Annotated in this window: 20 protein-coding genes; 9 read left to right on the forward strand and 11 right to left on the reverse strand. The window is 73.0% G+C overall.

Translation table 11 applies throughout. The annotated features are described in order from the left end of the window. Positions 1 to 189: 189 nt before the first annotated feature. Positions 190 to 1,221, reverse strand: a complete 1,032-nt coding sequence (locus tag IE269_RS15380) for a saccharopine dehydrogenase family protein (protein ID WP_438817557.1) — start codon at positions 1,219 to 1,221, stop codon at positions 190 to 192. Between the two features lie 103 nt (positions 1,222 to 1,324). Here IE269_RS15380 and IE269_RS15385 point away from each other — a divergent pair, with 103 nt between their 5' ends. Both IE269_RS15385 and aac(6') read left to right on the forward strand, forming a co-directional pair. After that, positions 1,325 to 2,284 (forward strand): GlxA family transcriptional regulator, encoded by a 960-nt coding sequence (locus IE269_RS15385; RefSeq protein ID WP_189823510.1) that lies wholly within the window; start codon positions 1,325 to 1,327, stop codon positions 2,282 to 2,284. After that, on the forward strand, positions 2,281 to 2,757 hold the full coding sequence (gene aac(6'), locus IE269_RS15390) for an aminoglycoside 6'-N-acetyltransferase (RefSeq protein WP_189823511.1): 477 nt from the start codon (positions 2,281 to 2,283) through the stop codon (positions 2,755 to 2,757). Before IE269_RS15385 ends, aac(6') begins: the two co-directional genes overlap by 4 nt. Here the strand turns inward: aac(6') and IE269_RS15395 are convergent. The 3 genes from IE269_RS15395 to IE269_RS15405 form a co-directional block, all read right to left on the reverse strand. After that, positions 2,754 to 3,272 (reverse strand): YrhB domain-containing protein, encoded by a 519-nt coding sequence (locus IE269_RS15395; protein ID WP_189823512.1) that lies wholly within the window; start codon positions 3,270 to 3,272, stop codon positions 2,754 to 2,756. The two genes, aac(6') and IE269_RS15395, sit on opposite strands and share 4 nt — an antisense overlap. 14 nt (positions 3,273 to 3,286) lie before the next feature. Continuing rightward, positions 3,287 to 3,565 (reverse strand): hypothetical protein, encoded by a 279-nt coding sequence (locus IE269_RS15400; RefSeq protein ID WP_189823513.1) that lies wholly within the window; start codon positions 3,563 to 3,565, stop codon positions 3,287 to 3,289. Positions 3,566 to 3,790: 225 nt separating this feature from the next. Further along, entirely contained in the window at positions 3,791 to 4,660 is an 870-nt protein-coding gene (locus IE269_RS15405; RefSeq protein ID WP_189823514.1) for an SGNH/GDSL hydrolase family protein, read from the reverse strand. Between the two features lie 312 nt (positions 4,661 to 4,972). Between IE269_RS15405 and IE269_RS15410 the strand changes: the two genes are divergently transcribed. The 3 genes from IE269_RS15410 to IE269_RS15420 all read left to right on the forward strand — a co-directional run bounded on the left by IE269_RS15410 (position 4,973) and on the right by IE269_RS15420 (position 6,735). Further along, a complete protein-coding gene (locus IE269_RS15410) occupies positions 4,973 to 5,401 on the forward strand; it encodes a hypothetical protein (RefSeq protein WP_189823515.1) in 429 nt (142 codons plus the stop codon). A gap of 229 nt (positions 5,402 to 5,630) precedes the next feature. After that, positions 5,631 to 6,128, forward strand: coding sequence for an NUDIX domain-containing protein (locus IE269_RS15415; RefSeq protein ID WP_229897724.1), 498 nt, complete (start codon positions 5,631 to 5,633; stop codon positions 6,126 to 6,128). Positions 6,129 to 6,177: 49 nt separating this feature from the next. Then, complete coding sequence (locus IE269_RS15420; protein WP_189823516.1) at positions 6,178 to 6,735, forward strand: hypothetical protein; 558 nt, start codon at positions 6,178 to 6,180, stop codon at positions 6,733 to 6,735. A gap of 58 nt (positions 6,736 to 6,793) precedes the next feature. On the opposite strand, the gene IE269_RS15425 is transcribed toward IE269_RS15420, so the two are convergent. Next, the gene (locus IE269_RS15425) at positions 6,794 to 7,558 is read right to left on the reverse strand and encodes a phosphotransferase family protein (protein WP_189823517.1); all 765 of its coding nucleotides are present in this window, start codon (positions 7,556 to 7,558) and stop codon (positions 6,794 to 6,796) included. Positions 7,559 to 7,591: 33 nt separating this feature from the next. After that, positions 7,592 to 8,026, reverse strand: coding sequence for a DUF5959 family protein (locus tag IE269_RS15430; RefSeq protein ID WP_189823518.1), 435 nt, complete (start codon positions 8,024 to 8,026; stop codon positions 7,592 to 7,594). A 321-nt stretch (positions 8,027 to 8,347) separates the two neighbouring features. Here IE269_RS15430 and IE269_RS15435 point away from each other — a divergent pair, with 321 nt between their 5' ends. Continuing rightward, entirely contained in the window at positions 8,348 to 9,256 is a 909-nt protein-coding gene (locus tag IE269_RS15435; RefSeq protein ID WP_229897725.1) for a CPBP family intramembrane glutamic endopeptidase, read from the forward strand. Here the strand turns inward: IE269_RS15435 and IE269_RS15440 are convergent. The 4 genes from IE269_RS15440 to IE269_RS15455 form a co-directional block, all read right to left on the reverse strand. Next, the gene (locus IE269_RS15440) at positions 9,232 to 10,428 is read right to left on the reverse strand and encodes an FAD-dependent oxidoreductase (RefSeq protein ID WP_189823519.1); all 1,197 of its coding nucleotides are present in this window, start codon (positions 10,426 to 10,428) and stop codon (positions 9,232 to 9,234) included. The two genes, IE269_RS15435 and IE269_RS15440, sit on opposite strands and share 25 nt — an antisense overlap. Before the next feature lie 189 nt (positions 10,429 to 10,617). Beyond that, entirely contained in the window at positions 10,618 to 11,220 is a 603-nt protein-coding gene (locus IE269_RS15445; protein WP_189823520.1) for a TetR/AcrR family transcriptional regulator, read from the reverse strand. Between the two features lie 318 nt (positions 11,221 to 11,538). After that, positions 11,539 to 13,986 (reverse strand): ABC transporter permease, encoded by a 2,448-nt coding sequence (locus IE269_RS15450; protein ID WP_189823521.1) that lies wholly within the window; start codon positions 13,984 to 13,986, stop codon positions 11,539 to 11,541. Further along, positions 13,980 to 14,726 (reverse strand): ABC transporter ATP-binding protein, encoded by a 747-nt coding sequence (locus IE269_RS15455; protein WP_438817565.1) that lies wholly within the window; start codon positions 14,724 to 14,726, stop codon positions 13,980 to 13,982. The genes IE269_RS15450 and IE269_RS15455 overlap by 7 nt, the downstream gene beginning before the upstream one ends. Positions 14,727 to 14,943: 217 nt before the next feature. Here IE269_RS15455 and IE269_RS15460 point away from each other — a divergent pair, with 217 nt between their 5' ends. The 3 genes from IE269_RS15460 to IE269_RS15470 are packed head-to-tail and all read left to right on the forward strand — an operon-like array spanning position 14,944 to position 17,446. Then, on the forward strand, positions 14,944 to 16,218 hold the full coding sequence (locus IE269_RS15460) for a sensor histidine kinase (RefSeq protein ID WP_189823860.1): 1,275 nt from the start codon (positions 14,944 to 14,946) through the stop codon (positions 16,216 to 16,218). Beyond that, positions 16,218 to 16,850: a response regulator transcription factor gene (locus IE269_RS15465; RefSeq protein ID WP_189823522.1), complete on the forward strand. Its 633-nt coding sequence runs from the start codon at positions 16,218 to 16,220 to the stop codon at positions 16,848 to 16,850. The genes IE269_RS15460 and IE269_RS15465 overlap by 1 nt, the downstream gene beginning before the upstream one ends. Before the next feature lie 35 nt (positions 16,851 to 16,885). Continuing rightward, positions 16,886 to 17,446 carry a GNAT family N-acetyltransferase gene (locus IE269_RS15470; protein ID WP_189823523.1) on the forward strand — a complete coding sequence of 187 codons (561 nt, stop codon included), beginning with the start codon at positions 16,886 to 16,888 and terminating at the stop codon, positions 17,444 to 17,446. Between the two features lie 26 nt (positions 17,447 to 17,472). Here IE269_RS15470 and IE269_RS15475 read toward each other — a convergent pair whose 3' ends face one another. Beyond that, positions 17,473 to 18,048 carry a helix-turn-helix domain-containing protein gene (locus IE269_RS15475; protein WP_189823524.1) on the reverse strand — a complete coding sequence of 192 codons (576 nt, stop codon included), beginning with the start codon at positions 18,046 to 18,048 and terminating at the stop codon, positions 17,473 to 17,475. Positions 18,049 to 18,163 lie beyond the last annotated feature (115 nt).

Raw genomic sequence — 18,163 nt, forward strand, 5'->3', positions numbered from 1 at the left:
AGTTGTTCCGTTCCGGACGACGGGACGCGGCTGGTTCCGCGCAGGATATCCGGGCGGGGCGCCGAATAGCGGTTAGCGGGGGTCGGGGCGGCCGGGCTCCTGGCGAGCCGGCTCCAGGGGTCTTGCGGGCGGGCCGCCGCAGCACGGCATGCCATGGTCAAGGCCCTCTGGGCCTGAGGTACCGCCCCCTCAGCCCTCCAGCTCGACCGTCACGTACGGAACCAGTGCCCGCAGGAAGTCCGGTGCGTCGAAGATCGTGCCCGCCGATGCCACCCCCGTCGTACGGATCCGTCCGGAGAGCACCCGTTCCACCGCCTCGACCACGAGCGGTGCGGTGACCGCGTAGATGTCGCGGCCGTGGGCGGAGGCGCGGCGTTCGACGCCGCCCGCGCGGACTCGGACGTCGACGACGAAGGTCTGGTCGGAGCGGCCGAGTTCGTCCACCGGTGCGGGGGCCGGGGTGTCCTCGCCCGCCAGGTCGCCCGCCGCCTCCAGCGACATGTGCGTACGCACCTCGGGCACCGCGAAGTGGCTGGGGACCGTGACGACGTCGGCCATGGTGAAGTCCGCGACCACCGTGCGCCGGCCGAGCGGTGCCGGGAAGTCCCATTCGCGGCGGACGACCGGGTCCTCGTGGTAGTCCAGGGCCCCGCCGGTGAACCGCACCCGTCGCCCCGCCCGCCGCTCGTGCGAGACGGCACCGGCCTCGCGCGTGCCCGGTGTCGGGTGCCAGCTGCTCAGGCCGTACGCGACCTCGACCTCGTCCGCCTTCTCCCACTCCTCCATCGCCGCCGTCACCAGCAGGTCGCCCAGCCCGCCGTAGAACGCCATCGCCGGGACGACCGGCACGCCCGCCGCCCGGGCCGCCTCCGTACGGTCGGCGAACATCGCGGCGTTGGCCTCGATCTCGGCCGCGACGTCGACGTACGGAATGCCCGCCCGCAGGGCTGCGGCGACGACCGGTCCTGCCGTCACGGCGAAGGGCCCGGCGCAGTTGACGACGGCTGCCGCTCCGGCGAGGGCGCGGTCGAGCGCGTCGGGGTCGTCGACGGCTGCCGGGCGTACGAGCAGCGCCCCGTCCTCGGCGCCCATCGCCTCCAGCGCGGGCGCGTTCCGCCCCGAGACGATGGTGGCGATGCCGCGTCTGCGCAGCTCGGCGACGACAAAACGGCCGGTGTGTCCGGTGGCCCCGTAGACCACAACTGCCCCATTGGTACTCACGATTGAGCCTCTTCTCTCCGTCATTCGCTGGTGAGTCGAGTCTGCGCGGACAACCGGCCTCCGCGTGAGCGGCCGAAACGACCTCGTGCGTACACTTTCGGACATGCCCTCTGTCGCGCTGCTCGCCGCCGGACGTCCGCTGCACTTCGAGCTGGGGGTGGCGTACGAGATCTTCGGCAATCCGCCGGTGGAGCGGCGCGGTCCCGGCCAGTGGTACGACGTGACTCTCCTCGGGGACACGGCAGTTCGGGTCGGGCCGTTCCTGGTGGAGCCCGAGCGGGGGCTCGCGCACGCGGCCGGGGCGGACCTGGTGGTCGTGCCCGCGTGCGCCGATGTCGACGAGCCGCCGCCGGTGGAGCTGGTCGAGGCGGTTCGGGCCGCGTACGAGGCGGGGGCGCGGGTCGCGTCGCTGTGCACCGGTGCGTTCGTGCTGGGGGCGGCGGGGCTGCTGGACGGGCGGCGGGCCACCACGCACTGGGCGCACGCCGAGGAGCTGGCGGCGCGCCACCCGCTGGCGGAGGTCGACGCCGACGTGCTCTACACGGACAACGGCCGCATCCTCACCGCCGCCGGGAAGGCCGCAGCCGTGGACCTCTGCCTGCACATCGTCCACCGGGACCACGGGGCCGCCGTCGCCAACTCCGTCGCCCGGCGGCTGGTCATGCCGCCGCACCGGCCGGGCGGGCAGGCGCAGTTCGTGTCGACGCCGGTGCAGGTGACGGGCGAGGGCGACGCGCCGCTGGCCGACCTGCTGGCGTGGGCCGGTCAGCGCCTGGACCAGCCGCTGACCGTCGTCGACCTGGCCCGCCGGGCGAACACCAGCACCCGCCACCTGGGCCGCCGCTTCCGCGCGGTGACCGGGCAGACGCCGTTGCAGTGGCTGCTGGCCCAACGGGTGCGCCGGGCGCAGGAGTTGCTGGAGTCGACGGACGAGAGCATCGAGTCGGTGGCGCGGGCGACGGGCATGGGTACGGCGACGACGCTGCGGCGGCAGTTCAAGCGGGTGGCGGGGGTCCCGCCGGACAGCTACCGGCGGGCGTTCCGGGGGACAATCCACGCATGAAGCCACTGCACGGAGAAATGGTCGAACTGCGCCCGGTGACCCCCGGGGACGTCGAGATCCTCGAACGCATCGTCAGGGAACCGGAAGTCGCCGCCTGGTGGTCGCCGCCGGACGACTACACCGGCATGCTCTCCGTGGTCCACGACGGCGAGGTGGTCGGGGCGGTCCAGTACGACGAGGAGACCGACCCCGAGTTCCGGCACGCGGGCATCGACGTCTTCCTCTCCGCCCGGCACCACGGAAAGGGCCTCGGCTCCGACACCGTACGCACCCTCGCCCGCTGGCTGATCGACGAACGCGGCCACCACCGGCTGACCATCGACCCCGCCGCGGCCAACGAGGCGGCGATCCGCTGCTACGGCAAGGTCGGCTTCCGCCCCGTCGGCATCATGCGCGCCTACTCCCTCGACCACAACACCGGCACCTGGCAGGACGGCCTCCTGATGGACCTGCTCGCCGCCGAACTGGCCTAACCGGTGGGGACGTCGAGGACGCATACCGGCACAGGAACGACGAGGGCCTCGGTCACGACTGCCGCAAGCCCGGCCGGTACGGAACCGCCGCACAGACCATCGACGTAGGCGACGGCCTCGGCGGGGGTGAGCGCCGGGACCCTCTGCCGCAGCAAGCGCATGGCGACGATGCGACCGCGAGCCGGTGGCGTCCGGTGCAGCTCCGTGTGCAGGTCGTCGACGGCCGTGCGGAGCGTCATGCCCCGGATGCGGGTCCGGTAGTCCGTCTCCCACTCTCCGGTGCGCGCCGACAGCACCCCGACCATGTGCAGCCCGGCGTCCACACGATCGACGAGATACGGACCGTTGCCCACCAGTGCGGTGGAGGTGTTGCCCGTCCGTACGTACTCCACGGACTGGTAGGAGACGATCCACACCAGCTCGTGCTCCCGGACCCCGGTCACCACCAGTTGCCCCGGCTCCTCACGCTCCAGTTGCGCCTCGACCAGTCGGCGGGCTTCTTCACGGTCGACCATGCGGGCAGCATCGCCTACCGGCTCGGGAACGACCAGCCGTTTTCGCCCGTGACGATCGCGAAGATCCACAGGTGCGGTTCCGCGCCCGCCAGGACCGCGTAGTGGAGGATCGCCGCCGACGTCGTGATCACCCGTACCGTCTCGTCCATCTCGTACTTGTCGGCCTGCGGCCACGACCAGGGATCGCCGCAGGCCCGCAGCACGGCGGCATAGATCTCCTCCTTGGCCGGGGTCGGCAGATCCCTGACCGCCCGCCCGACGTGCGCGGCGAACCGCGCGGGAATCGCGCTCACGTGCCGAAGCCCTCGCCCATCAAGTCCGTGTACGTGCATAGGTGTTCACCGCGTCGCCGCCCCCATGCTCCCGGAGGAGCGCCACGGATGTCCCCCGCCACCGTACGCGCGCTCGACCGCACCCCGGCCGGGAATGGGCGGAATCACCCCACCCTGACCGCAGGTTGACGTTCGGCGTCGGTCGAGCCCCACCGGGACGGGGCTCGACCGGGGCCGGGGCCGGGATCAGTCGAGGCCGAGGGCGGAGATTGCCTGTTCCGCCATGCGGCGTTCGCCGAGGGCGTTCGGGTGGACGGGGACGATGTTCGTGCCGAACAGCACCGGCTCGATCCAGCGCGTCCCGATCGGCTTGCACGCGTCGTGGCCCTCGGAGGCCGCCGCGAGGTCGACGTAGGTGGCGCCGTTCTCGCGCGCCGCCCGCTCGACGGCGGAGTTGAGGTGGGCCTGGATGCCGCGCAGGTAGGGGACGTCGCCGGTGGCGAGGGGCATCTTGGCGAAGCAGGTGGGGTCGGCCTTGGCGGGGGTGATCCAGGGGTAGCCGAGGACGGCGACCCGGGCGTTCGGAGCCTTGGCGCGGACGGCGCCCAGGGCGGCCCGGAGGGCGGGGAGGGTGCTGTTCTCGATCTGGTCGTCGAAGGTCGTGCCGTTCTTGTCCTTGCAGGGGCTGCCCTTGCCGCCAGTGAGGACGCCGGCGGTGCCGCAGGCGACGATCGCGTTGATGAAGGTGCCGTTGTCGTTGCCGCCGATGGTCAGGGTGACGAGGTCGGTGGCGGCGGAGAGGGCGTTCAGCTGGGGTGCGGTGCCGGGGTACTGGGCCTGGGCGAAGTCCTTGGTCTGGGCGCCGCCGCAGGTGACGTCCTTGAGGCGGGCGCCGGTTCTGGATGCGAGGACGTGGGGGTAGTTGCGGGTGGAGCGCAGGCAGAGGAGGTTGCTGGGATCGACGGGGAGGACACCGGAGCCCGCGCTGTAACTGTCGCCCAGGGCGACGTAGTTGAGGGGACCGGAGGAGGATGCGGCGGCAGGGGTGGTGAGGCCGAGGGCCATGACCCCGGCCAGACTTGACGCAGCCATGACACTGCGGAACGACTTCGGCATGTGCTCTCTCTTCTCGTGAAGCCTCGCGGGCCCCGGGTGCGGCCGGGGCGGGCGGGACGGCGGAGGGGGGACGGACCCGGCGACGTACGAGACGTGCACCGCGCCCGTGACGCGCGGACGGAAGTGGGTGAGCAGCGGCAATGCGGGCACAGTCGGCACGAACCGGCTTACGGACACCGGGACTTACCGACAGGTAGGTCTACCGATAGGTAATGTGCGGCTGCTGTTGTGCCCGCGTCAACCGTGCTGACACAGTTGCTTTGCACGCGCGCCGGCCCGCCGCCGCGAAGGGCAACGGAAGGGACTCAGCCGATGGGCGTGATCGCCGCACTGGGCGCCGTGGCCGCTGCGGCACTTCTCCTGTGGGCGGCCCGCTGGACCGGCGGCAAGGCCCTCGACCTGCTCCGTACCGTACGCAGCGCACTCCGCGGCAGCGCTGGAGCGGTCGGCACCTACGTCAGCTCGAACCACTCCACCCACCTGTACCGCTTCACGACGTCCGACGGCAGGAGTGTGCACGCGTACGTCCCGCGCACCTCGTTGCAGGACACGCGACGCCGGGCGGGCTCCACCGCGCGGCTGCGCTACCGGATCGACGACCCGAAGACCGTCTCCTTCGCGGCCGTGGACCTGTTCGCCATGCCGGTGGGCGTCGCCATGACCTTCCTCCTCACGGCGATGTGCGTGGTGTTCGCCGTGGTGCTGCTGTTCCTGGGCTTCATGGCGGCCACGGGCAGGTGACGAGCGACGCACGGCGGGGGACGAGGTCGCCGTGTCGATGACCGTACGTCTGTGACCCTCCCCGCCGATGCGTTCACCGGAAGGGGTGATCAATTGGCCTCCCCGGCGCGGAAGTTCGGCCCTCGCCCGTCAACGTGGTGAATACTGCGGCCGAACCCGAAGATCACCGCCCGGCACGGGCGGCGGCGACGTGGCCCGGGCCCCTCGGCGGACAGGAGCAGCACGCAGCATGGACATGGCCGTACAGCAACAGCCCACCCACGAAGAGTGGCTGGCCTCCATGGTCCGTACGACCTCCGCCGCATCGGTCGTCTTCCACGATCCCGAACTGCGCCTGCTGCTCCTGCACGCCACGTACGAAGACGCCTGGCAGTTCCCCGGCGGAACGGTCGAGCACGGCCAGGACCCGTGGGAGGCCGCCGTCCGCGAGGTCGACGAGGAGATCGCCCACCGACTCAGCTGCCCCCCGGACCTGTTGGGCGTCGACTGGTGCCGCCCGCCGGACCTCGCCCCGTACACCCAGTTCCTCTTCCGCGGCCCCACGATCACGCTGGACGGCTTCACCCCGGCGCTGTCCCACGAGCACGACGACTGGGGCCTGCGTACGGTGGAGGAGTGGGAACCCCTGGTCGGCCCCCGGCAGACGGCGCGGCTGGTGCTCGTACGGGAGGCGTTGCGGACGGGCGGGACGTTGTACTTGCAGGACGGGGAGCTCGTGCTGTCGTAGCGGACGGCACGAATTGCCCCATGGGCAGGTGGAGTTGGAGGCGGGACCGGTGACCTTGCGTTCCGATGTGGCTCGGTTGCTGGCGGGGGCGGGGATCGTCGATGTGGATGTCGACGAGGCGGTCGCGGACGAGCATGTGCGGGGGTGTGCGTACGCGCGGGTCGTCGCGGTGGCCGTTGCCTCGGGGAGTCGTGAGGGGGACCGTGCGGTCGTGGCCGCGATCCTGCGTGACCCCCACGAGATGGGGGCCAAGGGGGCGGTGGTCGCGCTCGTGGACGGGATCGCGGGGAAGGCGGTGGGCCCGGCGGAGTTCTGGCGGTGGGCGCAGGAGTCGCTGCTGCCGGAGCTGGGCGGGCTCCGGACCGGGGCGTACCGGGAGTTCGTCCGCCGTCGCGTCGACGACTGGCTGTTCCGGCTGTCCCTGGAGGAGCGACACGTGCCGACGGCGCTCGAACTGGCGGGGGTCACGGACTGGATGCAGCGCCTGCTCGCGGAGGGGGCGACATCGCCGGCCGTACTCGGGCTGCTCGCGGAGTCGGGCAGCACCCGGAAGATCCGCAACATCGCGGGGAACAGGCGGGGTGGGGGCGGGCGGGGGACGGGGTGAGTCGGCGGCGGGGCTGGGGACCCCCTTGGCCCCGCCGGGCTCAATGCGCCCGGGTCGGTCACATCCGGGCGTGCAGAACGTCGAGTTCGCAGCCGGGGCTCGCCGGGTCGAAGCCGTGGTCCAGGAGCCAGCGGACGGCCAGGAGACTGCGGAGGGACCACCACGCGCGGATGACGGCGAGGTCGACCGGGGAGCCGTAGCCCGCGAGGAGGTCGGGGAGGCGGTCCTCCTGGCCCAGGGTCAGTGTGGCGAGGTCGTGGAGGGCGTCGCCCCGGCCCGCTTCCGACCAGTCGAGGATTCCGGTGACGCGCTCGCCGTGGGTGAAGACGTGCGCGATCTGGAGGTCGCCGTGGGTGAAGGCCGCGGGCCACGGGCGCAGCGCGGCCTCGGCGACCCGGCGGTTGCGGGTGACCACGGCGGCGGGCAGCACGGCGTGGGCCACGAGCCATGCGCATTCGGTGTCGAGTTCCGCCGTCAGGACGTCGACGGTACGTCCCGCTCCGCCGGGGCGGGCGGGCACGGGGGCGGTGTGCAGCTCGCGCAGGGTGGCACCCGCTGCGCACCAGGCCGCGGCGGATGCGGTCGACGGGGTGCCCAGCCGCCCGAGCGGGGCTCCCGGCAGCGCGGCGAGGGCGAGGACGGGGGGCTTGCGCCAGAGGATGCGCGCGGTGGGGACCGGGGCCAGGGCCATGGCGGCGACCTCGGCGTCGATGCGGTCCTGATCGGGGTCCACCTTCAGGAACACGTCACCGACGCGCAGGGTCGCACGCTCGGAGTGGGCGACGACGACCTGGACCTCGTCCGCCGGGGCTGTGGAGACCATACGGACCAGCATCCCGGATGCGGGCCGGCGCCTTCAGGGATTTTCTTGCGCCAACAGCGGTGCCCAGTGGGCCCGTACCCGCTCCAGGCGCTCGCGGTGGTCGGCGAGCCAGTCGTCCGGCGGGACGATCGGCACGCGTACGGTGACCATCGAGCCCGACTCGTCCTCGACGACCACCTCGGGGCAGTCGCGTTCACCGGTGAGGTGGAGGGTGAGGGTCGCCCCCCGGTCCATCTTCATCCAGGCGACGTCCTCCCCGGCTTCCAGACGGCCCAGCGCGTCGGCCCAGCTCGCGAACTTCCTCACCGAGAGGGAGAGGTAGCAACTACCGCTCACGAAGGGTGTGTTGACGGTGATGGCGGCGTCGAGGCCACCGGCCCAGCGCGGGCTGCGGCCGTGGATGGTGACCGTGACGCTGTTGCCCTCGTCGTCGGCGAGGGAGATGAGGTCGACCGGGGCAGGGGTCAAGGTCGTACTCCCAGTTCGTGCGGCGGCGGTGCGCGCAGGCGGTGAGGTACGGCGTGCTGCCGCCGCTGCCCCGGGCGGCCTTGATAGTAATGCTCATGCCACGCCCGGACCTGCGCTTTTCAGTCCGTGGGCGCCTGCCCGGAAGCGCGGGCGGGGAATCGCAGGAATCGCACCGGATGCCGGACACCGCTCACCCCAGGACCTTCAACCGTCCCACTGCGCAAGGGGGTTGAGGCCACCACCCGGGTGACACCACCTCCCCGCCCGAAGGTGGCTCCGCCCCGATGGTCCGGGCCGGGGCCGCCCCGTAGCGTCCGGCGCATGCTGACCACCTCGGCGGAATCGACGGACTCACCTGCGGTGCGCCGCCGCAGTCTCCTCACCTATCTCGTCCTGGCCTACGCGGGCATGTGGGCCGCCATGGCCCCGCTCCTGCTCGGCGGATTCCGGCGTGCGGACGCCCGGCAGGGCACGGGTGCGCTGGAGGAGGTGTGCATCGCAGTCGCCATGGCGGCACCCGCGCTCGCCGCACTGTTCGCGGTACGGAAGGTGGAGCGCCGTCCCTCGGTGCGCGCGGCCCTCGCGCTCAACTGGCCCCGGCCCTGGCCCCGTACCGTACGTGCCTGCGCACTGGCCCTCGCGGTGCCCGCCGGGCTGACCGCCGCCGCCCTGGCCCTGGGCACGCTCGCGGGCGACTACCCCTTCGGGGGCGTGCGGCTCGACGCCTGGGCGCTCGCGGCGCTCGGCGGGTTGCTGGTGTCGCTCCCGCTGTTCTTCGGGGAGGAGCTCGGCTGGCAGGGGTTCCTCTTTCCGCGTCTCGTACGGGCGTCGGGCGGGACAGCCGGTCTGGTGCGGGCGTACGTGCTCACGGGTGCGGCCTTCGCGCTCTGGCACCTGCCCACGCTGCTGATGGGCGGGCAGTACCCGGGCCGGGCCTGGTACGTGGCGGTGCCCGCGATGCTGGTGAGCTGCGTGCTCGTGCTGCCGGTGTTCACCTGGCTGCGGCTGCGGTCGGGGTCGGTGGTGCCGGCGGTGATCGGCCACGCCTTCTGCAGCACGGTGAGCGTGGGCATGGTCAAGCAGTTCGCGGATGCGGAGGGCGCGCTCGATCCCCTGCGCATGGGGCTCACGGGGTGGCCGGGGTGGGTGGTGACGGGGGTGTTCGTGACCTTCCTGGCGGTGAGCGGGCGGCTGCGGCCCGCGTACTACGCCGAACGCCTGGCCCGGTAGGCGGCGGCGCGCTCCTCGTAGGCGCGGTGCTCCTCGGCGGGGTCGGGGGCGCGGTGGAGGGCGGGGGCGGTGTCGCCGAAGAAGTGCTGGAGGGCCTGGTTGGCTCCGGCGGCGAGGGCGGTCGCACGGTCGCGCATGGCGTGCTCGTGGCGTCGGATCGCGGCGTCGAGGGTGGGTTCGGCCGCGACGGCTTCGGCGAGTTCGGCGCCGTCGAGGAGGGCCAGGTTGACGCCGTGGCCGCCGAAGGGCGACATCACGTGGGCGGCGTCGCCGATGAGGGTGACGCCGGGGGTGTGCGGCCAGGTGTGGGCGTCGGGCAGGACGTGGATGGGGCGCAGGCGGTAGCCGCCGTCGACGTCGGTGAGGAAGGGGAGCAGGCTCGCGTCCCAGTGCGCGAAGACCTCCGACAGGCGCTTCCGTACGGCGACTTCCCCGCCCGGCGAGGCGAGGTCACCGATACCGGGCCAGTCGGCGGGGGCGCGCATCGCGAGGTACGCGCGGACGACGCCGTTGCTGTTGCGCTGGGCGATGACGGCGTTGCCCTGCCCGTCCCGTACGAACAGGTGCCCGTCGCCGACCAGTCGGGCGATCCCGGGGTGCCGGACGTCCGCGTCGTCGTACCGCACGTCGAGGAAGCAGACACCGGTGTACGTCGCGGTGGCGGGCGAGGCGAGGGGGCGCACCCGGGACCAGGTGCCGTCGGCGCCGACGACGAGGTCGGCGTCGGTGTGGGTGCCGTTGGCGAAGTGGAGGCGGTGGGTGCCGTCGGGGAGGGTTTCGGTGCCGGTGAGCTTGTGGCCCCAGCGCAGGGAGGCGGGGTCGACGTGGTCGGCGATCATGCGGCGCAGTTGGCCGCGGTCGATCTCGGGGGCGGCGGTGTCGTCGGCGTCGGGGGTGAAGCGGTTGAGGACGGTGCCGTGGTGGTCCATGGAGGTCTTGGCCTGGCCCTCGGGGCGGGCGAGCGCGTGGAAGGCGTCGGTCAGGCCGGCGATCTCCAGGGCGATCTGCCCGGTGTCGGCGTGCAGGTCGAGCGTGCCGCCGAGGTCGCGGGCGTCGACCGAGGCGTCCATGTCGTACACGGTGACGGGGACACCGTGCTGCTGGAGCACGCGGGCACAGAGGAGGCCGCCGGGGCCTGCGCCGATGACGGCGATGCGGGGGGTGGTGGGCATGGTGTGACTCCTTCTGTCATTTACTGAACGGGCGGTCGGTAAGTGAGGTTACTTAACGGCCGTTCGGTAAGCAAGGGAGGAGGGGCACGGCGGGCATGCGGAAGCGCCCTGCGGGCCGGGGCTCCGCAGGGCGCTTTCGGGGTGGCGACGGGATGGCGCAGGGTGGTGCCGGGTGGTGGCCGGGGCGGGCTACTCCCCCGCGTCGAGGAACGACGGCTCGGTCAGCGCCAGGGCCGCCCGGCGGGCGCACGCCAGGATGTCGGCGTCGGAGGCGGCCGTCCCCTGCGAGGCCAGCAGGGTCGTACGTACGGTGTCGAAGGCCATCCGCAGCCGCAGCAGGGCGGCGGTGGAGGCGCCCTCTCCGGCGAGCGCGACGAGGATGCCGTCGAAGACGCCGGGCACGTCGCCGCCCTGGGCGGCGAGCCGCCGGACGACGGGCTGGTTGGCCTGGGCGAGGCGGAGGACCTGGAGGTTCTGGCCGTCGGTGCCGTCGAGCCAGCGCAGGACGGCGCGGCGGGTGAGGTCGGCGGCGGGCGGCTGCGCGGCGACCCATGCGGCGAGCTCGGCGGCTTCGTCGCGGCGCTCGGCCATGAGGGAGGCGAGGATGTCCTCCTTGTTGCGGAAGTGGTAGTAGAGCGAGGACTTGGTGAGGTCGAGGGCCTCGGAGATGTCCCGGACGGAGGTGGCCTCGTACCCCTTCTCCGTGAAGAGCTCGACGGCGACCTGGAGGATGCGGGCCCGGGTCTCGGCGGCGGGTCTCCGGGAGGAGGGGCGGGAGGTCGGGGTCGGCACGGGGGTCCTCTCGGGGCGGGTGGGGTGTTGTGCGGAGTTTAACGAACGGGCGGTAAGGGGGGGCGTCTCGGGCGGAGGAGCCCGGGGTTCGGGGCCAGTCGCTTCTGGCCTGTTCGGGGAGACGGTCCGGCTGCTGTTGGGGGCTACCTGCTTCCGGTTTCGCCTGCGGCGGGCGGCCCCGGACCCGCCCCTTCACCTAAACTCGCGAGGCTGTGAGGGGGCCCATGCGGGATGGTTCGTGGTCTCTGTCACGTGCGGGTTCGTTGTGGCTGGTCGCGCCCACGCGGCGGAGCCGCACATCGAAACGGCCCCGCGCCCCTAATGGCGTGCCCTTCGGGCAGCCATGTCGCCCCGGCGCAGCGCAAGTGCGGCCGGGACCACCGCCGCGAGGACCGCCAGCAGCGCACACACGCCCGCAGTCGCACCGAGTGCCGCCCACGGCAACCCGACCGACGTCCACGCCGAAAGCCGACCGAGCGCGCCCCACATGCCCGCCAGATTGAGCCCGGCGACCAGCGTTCCCAGCACGCTGCCGAGCAGGACCACCGTCAGCGCCTCCGCGCCCACCAGCCGCAGCACCTGCCCCCTGGTGGCCCCGGCCAGGCGCAGCACTGCCAGGTCGCGGGCCCGGTCGGAGGTCGCCATGACCATGGTGTTGGCCAGCGAGATGCCGGTGTAGAGCAGGGCGATGCCGAGGACCAGCAGGAAGCCCATGCGGGTGGTCCGGTCGGTTTCGGGGTACTTCGCCCGCACCCACTCCTCGGCGGTGGCCACCGCCGCACCCGAGGAGCCCACCGCGTCCCGGAGAGCGGCCGCCGTGGCGGTGCCGTCCGTGAGGCGTACGTCGACCCGGTCGACGGGTGCGTCCGGCGCGTTGCGCGGGGTGACGTAGGCGCCGTTGTCGCCCGTGCCGGTCGCCATGACGGCGGCAATCCGAAGGGACTTCTTCGTGCCGTCGCCGAGCCGGACGTCCACGCGCTCGCCGACCGTGTGCCGCTCCCACTCCTCGTTGACGATGATCGAGTCGTCGTCCAGGTCGGTCGTCCTTCCGGCGGTGACCGGCAGCCGGGTGGTGGCGGCGAGCAGCCGGGGATCGGCGGCGCGGGCCTCGGACTTGATGAGGGCCACGCCCTCCTCCAGGACGTACACGGCGCTCGACGAGGTCGCGGAGACCTCGGTGCCGGGCACGGCGCGCAGCTTCTTCAGCGTCGCGGCGTCGAAGCCCGCGTCGCCCGCCGGGGTGATGACGAAGTCGGCGGCCGTCTGCTCGCGGATCTCGGTGGCCCCCGCCCCGTTGAGGGTGGCGGTGGCGCCCAGCAGCGATCCCGCCAGCGCGACGGTCACCAGGACGGGTGCCGCGACGGCGGCGGTGCGGCGTACTCCCGCGGCGATGTTCTCCCGTACCAACATCCCTGTGGCGCCCGGCAGTTGGGCGGGCAGCCAGGCGATCAGCCGGGCCAGGGGGCGCACCAGCAGGGGCGCGAGCAGCGCCACCGCCGTGATCAGCAGCATCGGCCGCGCCACGTAGGTCTTGCGGTGCAGCAGGTCGCCGGGGTCCGAGAGCAGGGCCAGGGTCAGCGTCACGGCGGCGGTCAGCAGCAGGGCCGCACCGGCCAGCCCCCGGCCCCAGGTCATCGCCCGGGTGTCCACGGCCGCCTCGCGCAGGGCTTCGGCGGGCCCGGTGCGCCCCGCCCGCCAGGACGCGGCCAGCACTCCGGCCAGGGCCACGAACAGGCCGGTCCAGAAGGCCAGGTGGTACGGCCAGGAGTGGTCGCCGATGGTGAACCACCTGGGCGCGAGGCGTTCCTGGACCGCCCACGCGGCGAGTTTCGGCGCCCCGTACGAGCCGAGCACACAGCCTGCCGCCGAGGCGAGCACGCCGATCAGCAGGGCTTCGGCGACGACCGTGCGGCGGATCTGCCCGGGCGTCGCCCCGGCCGTACGCAGCAGCCCGAACTCGCGGCGGCGCTGGGCGACCGCGAACGCGAAGGTCGACGCCACCACGAAGACGGACACGAACGCGGAGACCCCGCCGGCCGTGCCGAACAGGGCGTTCATCGCGGTGAGGGCTTCGTCGTCCCGGTCGGGGTCGGCGTCGGCGTACCGGCGTGCGTCGCCGGTGAGGACCTGGACGCCTTCGCTGCCGCGCACGGCATCCCGTACGGCCGCCGGGTCGGCGTCGACGACGAGTTGGAGGCTGCGGGGTGCGATGTCGGCGGCGCGGGCGTCGGTGTGGAAGACGGCGTTCTCGAAGGCGGGTCCGGCCACGGTGCCGACGACCCGTACGGTGCCGGTGTCGGTACGGAGGCGTGTGCCGAGCCCGGCCCAGTCCCCGCTGACGGCGACCTCGTCCGCGGCCTTCGGCGCCCGGCCCCCGTCGAGCCGGTACGGCGCGAAGGCGGCGGTCGACCAGGGGTGGCCCACCAGGTTCGCGGGCCCGCCCCGGGCCCGTACGGCGAAGGAACGGTCCTCGACGACGGTCCCGAGCCTCTTGAGCCGGGCGACCACCTCGGCGGGTACGGCGCGCGGCTGCGCCAGCGGCTTCGTCCGTTCGCCGATCGGGGTCGCCACCCGCAGCGTGTCCATGCCCTTGACCACGACCGGTGCCGCGGCGAACCGTTCGGGCTTGCGCTCGGGGGCCTCCAGCGAGGACGCCAGGGCGAGCCCCATCACGTTGATCAGCGCCACGCCCAGCGCGAGGGCGACGAAGCTGCCGACGAAGGTGACCCGGCGGGTGCGCAGCGTGCGCAGTGCGGTGCTCAGCACGGTGCGGCCTCCAGCCTGGTCATGCGGGCGGCGATGTCCTCGGCGCGGGCGCCGGCCAGTTCGCCGTCGACCCGGCCGTCGACCAGGAGGACGACGCGGTCGGCGCGGGAGGCGGCGACCGGGTCGTGGGTGACCATGACGATCGTCTGGCCCGCCCGGTCGACCATCTCCCGCAGGAGGGTGAGCACTTCGCGGCCGGTCCGCGAGTCGAGCGCACCGGTCGGCTCGTCGGCGAACAGCACCTCGGGGCGTGTGATCAGGGCGCGGGCCAGGGCGACGCGCTGCTGTTGGCCGCCGGACAGCTCCGTCGGCCGGTGCCGTGCCCGGTCGCCCAGTCCCACCCGGTCGAGCACCTCGCGGACCTGGTTCTTCTTCGGGCGGCGGCCGGCCAGTCGCAGCGGCAGGGCGACGTTCTGTTCGGCGGTCAGGGAGGGCATCAGGTTGAACGCCTGGAAGACGAAGCCGATGCGTTCGCGGCGCAGCAGGGTCAGCTTCCTCTCGCTCAGCCCGGCCAGCTCCGTGCCGCCGATCCGGATCGAGCCCGACGTGGGCCGGTCGAGTCCGGCGGCGCACTGCAGCAGGGTCGACTTGCCGGAGCCGGAGGGGCCCATCACCGCGGTGAAGGTCCCCCTCGGGAAGGCGAGCGACACCCGGTCGAGGGCGGTGACGGACGTACCGTCGGCACCGAACTCCCGTGACACGGAGTGGAGTTGGATCGCGTCGCCGCTCATGTGATTCATCTGGTTCATGCGATTCATGTGATTCCCCACCGGCTCTTGTTCCTCGGCTCGTCGATGCCTCTACGAAACCGTGGGGACCCCTGGTCACACAGTCAGGCCAGAACGAGACCTGGGGTAGGGCCAGGCATACCCCCGATCCGGGTACGGGACCGATGGCACCGGACCGGTGGGGCCGCCTACGGTCATGCACATGCACCCTCGAACCGTGTGGCAGGCCATGTCCCGGCCGGGCTTCCTGCTGTCGTCCTGGCCCTGGCGCTCCACCGCGTATCTGCTCACCGGCGCGCTGATCGGCGCCGGCACCCTGGTGGGGATCGTGGTGCTCGCCGTGGTCTGCGGTGCGCTCGCCGTCGTCCTGGTGGGGCTGCCGCTGCTCGTCCTGGTCGCCCTCAGCGGGATCCCGGTGGCCGAGGTGGAGCGGCGCAGGCTGCGCCTGGTGGATCCCGCCCCGGTGTCCGGCGGGCATCTGACGCCCGCCGCGCCGGGGCTGTGGGCCTGGCTGACCACCCGGCTGCGCGAACAGGAGACCTGGCGCGAGCTGGGGTACGCGCTGCTGTTCGCCGGACTGCTGTGGCCGGTCGACGCCCTGGCGCTCACGGTCGCCCTGCTGTTCCCGCTGGCCATGGTCGCCACTCCGGTGATGCTGGCCACGGTCGGTGACGGCCTGGAGGTGAAGGTGCTCAAGCTGTGGACGGTCACCGGCTGGCCGACCGCCTTCGGCGTGGCCGTGCTGGGCCTGCTGCTGATGGCCCTGGGCACGTACGTACTGGGGGTCGCGGCGGGCGCCCGTGCCGGTCTCGCCCGGCTGCTGATCGGCTCCTTCGAGGGCGAGTTGGGCACCAGGGTGGTCGAACTGGCCCGTTCTCGGGTCCGGTTGGTGGAGGCCTTCGAGGCGGAACGGCGGCGCATCGAGCGTGATCTGCACGACGGCGCCCAACAGCGCCTCGTGGCCCTGTCCATGACCCTCGGGCTGGCCCGCCTCGACGCCCCGCCCGGCCCGCTCGCCGACCAGCTCGCCAAGGCCCACGAGGAGGCGGGCAAGGCGCTCGCGGAGCTGCGCGAGCTCATCCACGGCATCCACCCGCAGGTCCTCACGGACTACGGCCTGCACGCGGCGGTCGCCGACGCCGCCGACCGCTGCGTGGTCCCGGTCGACCTCGGCCTCGACCTGCCGCCGGGCCGGCCGTCCCGCGCGGTCGAGTCCGCGGCGTACTTCGTGGTGTGCGAGGCGCTCGCCAACGTCGCCAAGCACAGCGGGGCCGACCGTGCGTGGGTGAGTGGCGGTCATCGCGACGGACGCCTGTTCCTGGAGGTGTACGACGACGGCCGCGGCGGTGCGGAGGCGTCGGCGGGCAGCGGGCTGACCGGCCTCGCGGACCGGGTGTCGGTGCTCGATGGCAGACTGGCCCTGACCAGTCCGCCGGGCGGACCGACTGTGCTGCGGGTGGAGTTTCCTTGCGAGTTGACGAAGGCGGCAGAGCACTTCGCGTAGTGCTGGCGGAGGACAGCGTGCTGCTGCGGGACGGGCTCGTCGGCCTGCTCCGCCGCTGCGGCCATGAGGTGGTGGCAGCCGTCGGGGACGCCGAGGCGCTGGTCGCGGCGGTCCAGGAGCACTCCCCCGACGTCGTGGTGACGGACGTACGCATGCCGCCCGGCTTCCAGGACGAGGGCCTGCACGCGGCGGTGCGGCTGCGTACGGAGCGCCCGGCGCTGCCGGTCCTGGTGCTGAGCCAGTACGTGCAACGGACGTACGCCGCCGAGCTGTTGGACTCCGGGGACGGCACCGGAGTCGGCTATCTGCTCAAGGACCGGGTGGGCCAGATCGAGGAATTCGTGGCGGCGCTGCACAAGGTGGCGGACGGCGGGACGGTGGTCGACCCCGAGGTCGTACGCCAACTGCTGCGCCGCCGCCGCGATCCGCTGGAACAGCTCACCCCGCGCGAACGCGAGGTGCTGGCGCTGGTCGCCGAAGGCAGGTCCAACGGTGCGATCGCCCAGGAACTGGTGGTGTCCGAGGCGGCGATCGGCAAGCACATCGGCAGCATCCTCACCAAGCTGGACCTGCCGGTGACGGACCAGACCCACCGCAGGGTGCTGGCCGTGCTGGCCTACTTGCGGGCGTAATCCCGGCGGGGAGGGGCGGCGACTACCGTGGCCGCATGATCACACAAACCCATGCCCTGCCCGACGGGGTCGCCCTGCGCCTCGCCACCCTCAAGGACGCCGAGGCGCTCGCCGAGGCCGTACGGGAGAACCGGGAGCACCTCAGCCCCTGGGAACCCCGCTGGCCGGAGAGCTACTTCACCACCGAGGGCCAGGCGGAGCGCCTGCGGGACCGGCTCGTCCAGCACGAGGAGGGGCGGCTCGTGCCGTGGCTGATGGTGCGGGAGGAGCGGGTGGTGGGCGCGGTGACGCTGTCGGGGATCGTGAGGGGCCCGTTCTGCAGCGCGTACCTGGGGTACTGGGTGGCCGCCGACCAGCTGGGCCGGGGCCTGGCGAGCGGGGCCGTGCGGCACGTGTGCGAGGTGGCGGGCACGCAGCTGGGGCTGCACCGCATCGAGGCGACGACCGTGCTGCACAACGTGCGGTCGCAGCGGGTGCTGGAGAAGTGCGGCTTCGAGGCGATCGGGAGTGCGCCGCGCTATCTGCACATCGACGGGGAGTGGCGGGACCACCGCATCTTCCAGCGCATCCTGCACGACGGGCCTCCGGCGATGTAGCTGATGCAGCTGGCGCCGGCGTTACGTCAGTGATCGGCGCCGTCCGCCACCGCCACCAGCAGGACCCGGGTGTCGGGGCCGGTGGCGCGCCAGCGGTGGCGGACTCCGCCGGCGAGATAGAGGGTGTCGCCGCGCCCGAGGACGAGGGTGCGGCCCTCGGCGTGGACCTCGGCGGTGCCGTCGGCGACGTACATCAACTCGTCGTTCTCGTGCAGGAATTCGCGGTCGGCGTGCTGCGGCCCGGTGAATTCGAGGGCGTGCAGCTTGCGGTTGCCGCGCACCAGGGGGCGTACACCGGTGTCCGTGGCGAGGCCGGGGTCGTCCTGGGCGCGGACGACGTGGAGGGCGGTGCGGGTGTCGTCGGCGGCGGCCATGAGCTGGACGGCGGTGGTCCGTAGGCCGTCGGCTATGCGTTGCAGGGAGCGCATGCTGGGGCGAGCGCGCTCGTTCTCGATCTGGCTGAGGAAGGGCACGGAGAGGCCGCTGCGGTCGGCGAGGGCGGCGAGGGTCAGGTCGAGGGCCCGGCGTCGGCGGCGCACGGCGCCGCCGAGGCCGGTGTGGGCCGCGGCCTTGCCGCTGCTGCTGTCGCTGTCGGACGCCATGTCGGACCCGTCGACCCTGCTGGCCCTGCTGGCCCCGCTGGCCCTGCTGGCCCCGCTGGCCCCGCTGGCCCCGCTGGCCCCGCTGGCCCCGCTGGCCCCGCTGGCCCCGCTGGCC

Source organism: Streptomyces spiroverticillatus (genome assembly GCA_014650415.1).
Lineage (GTDB): Bacteria > Actinomycetota > Actinomycetes > Streptomycetales > Streptomycetaceae > Streptomyces > Streptomyces spiroverticillatus.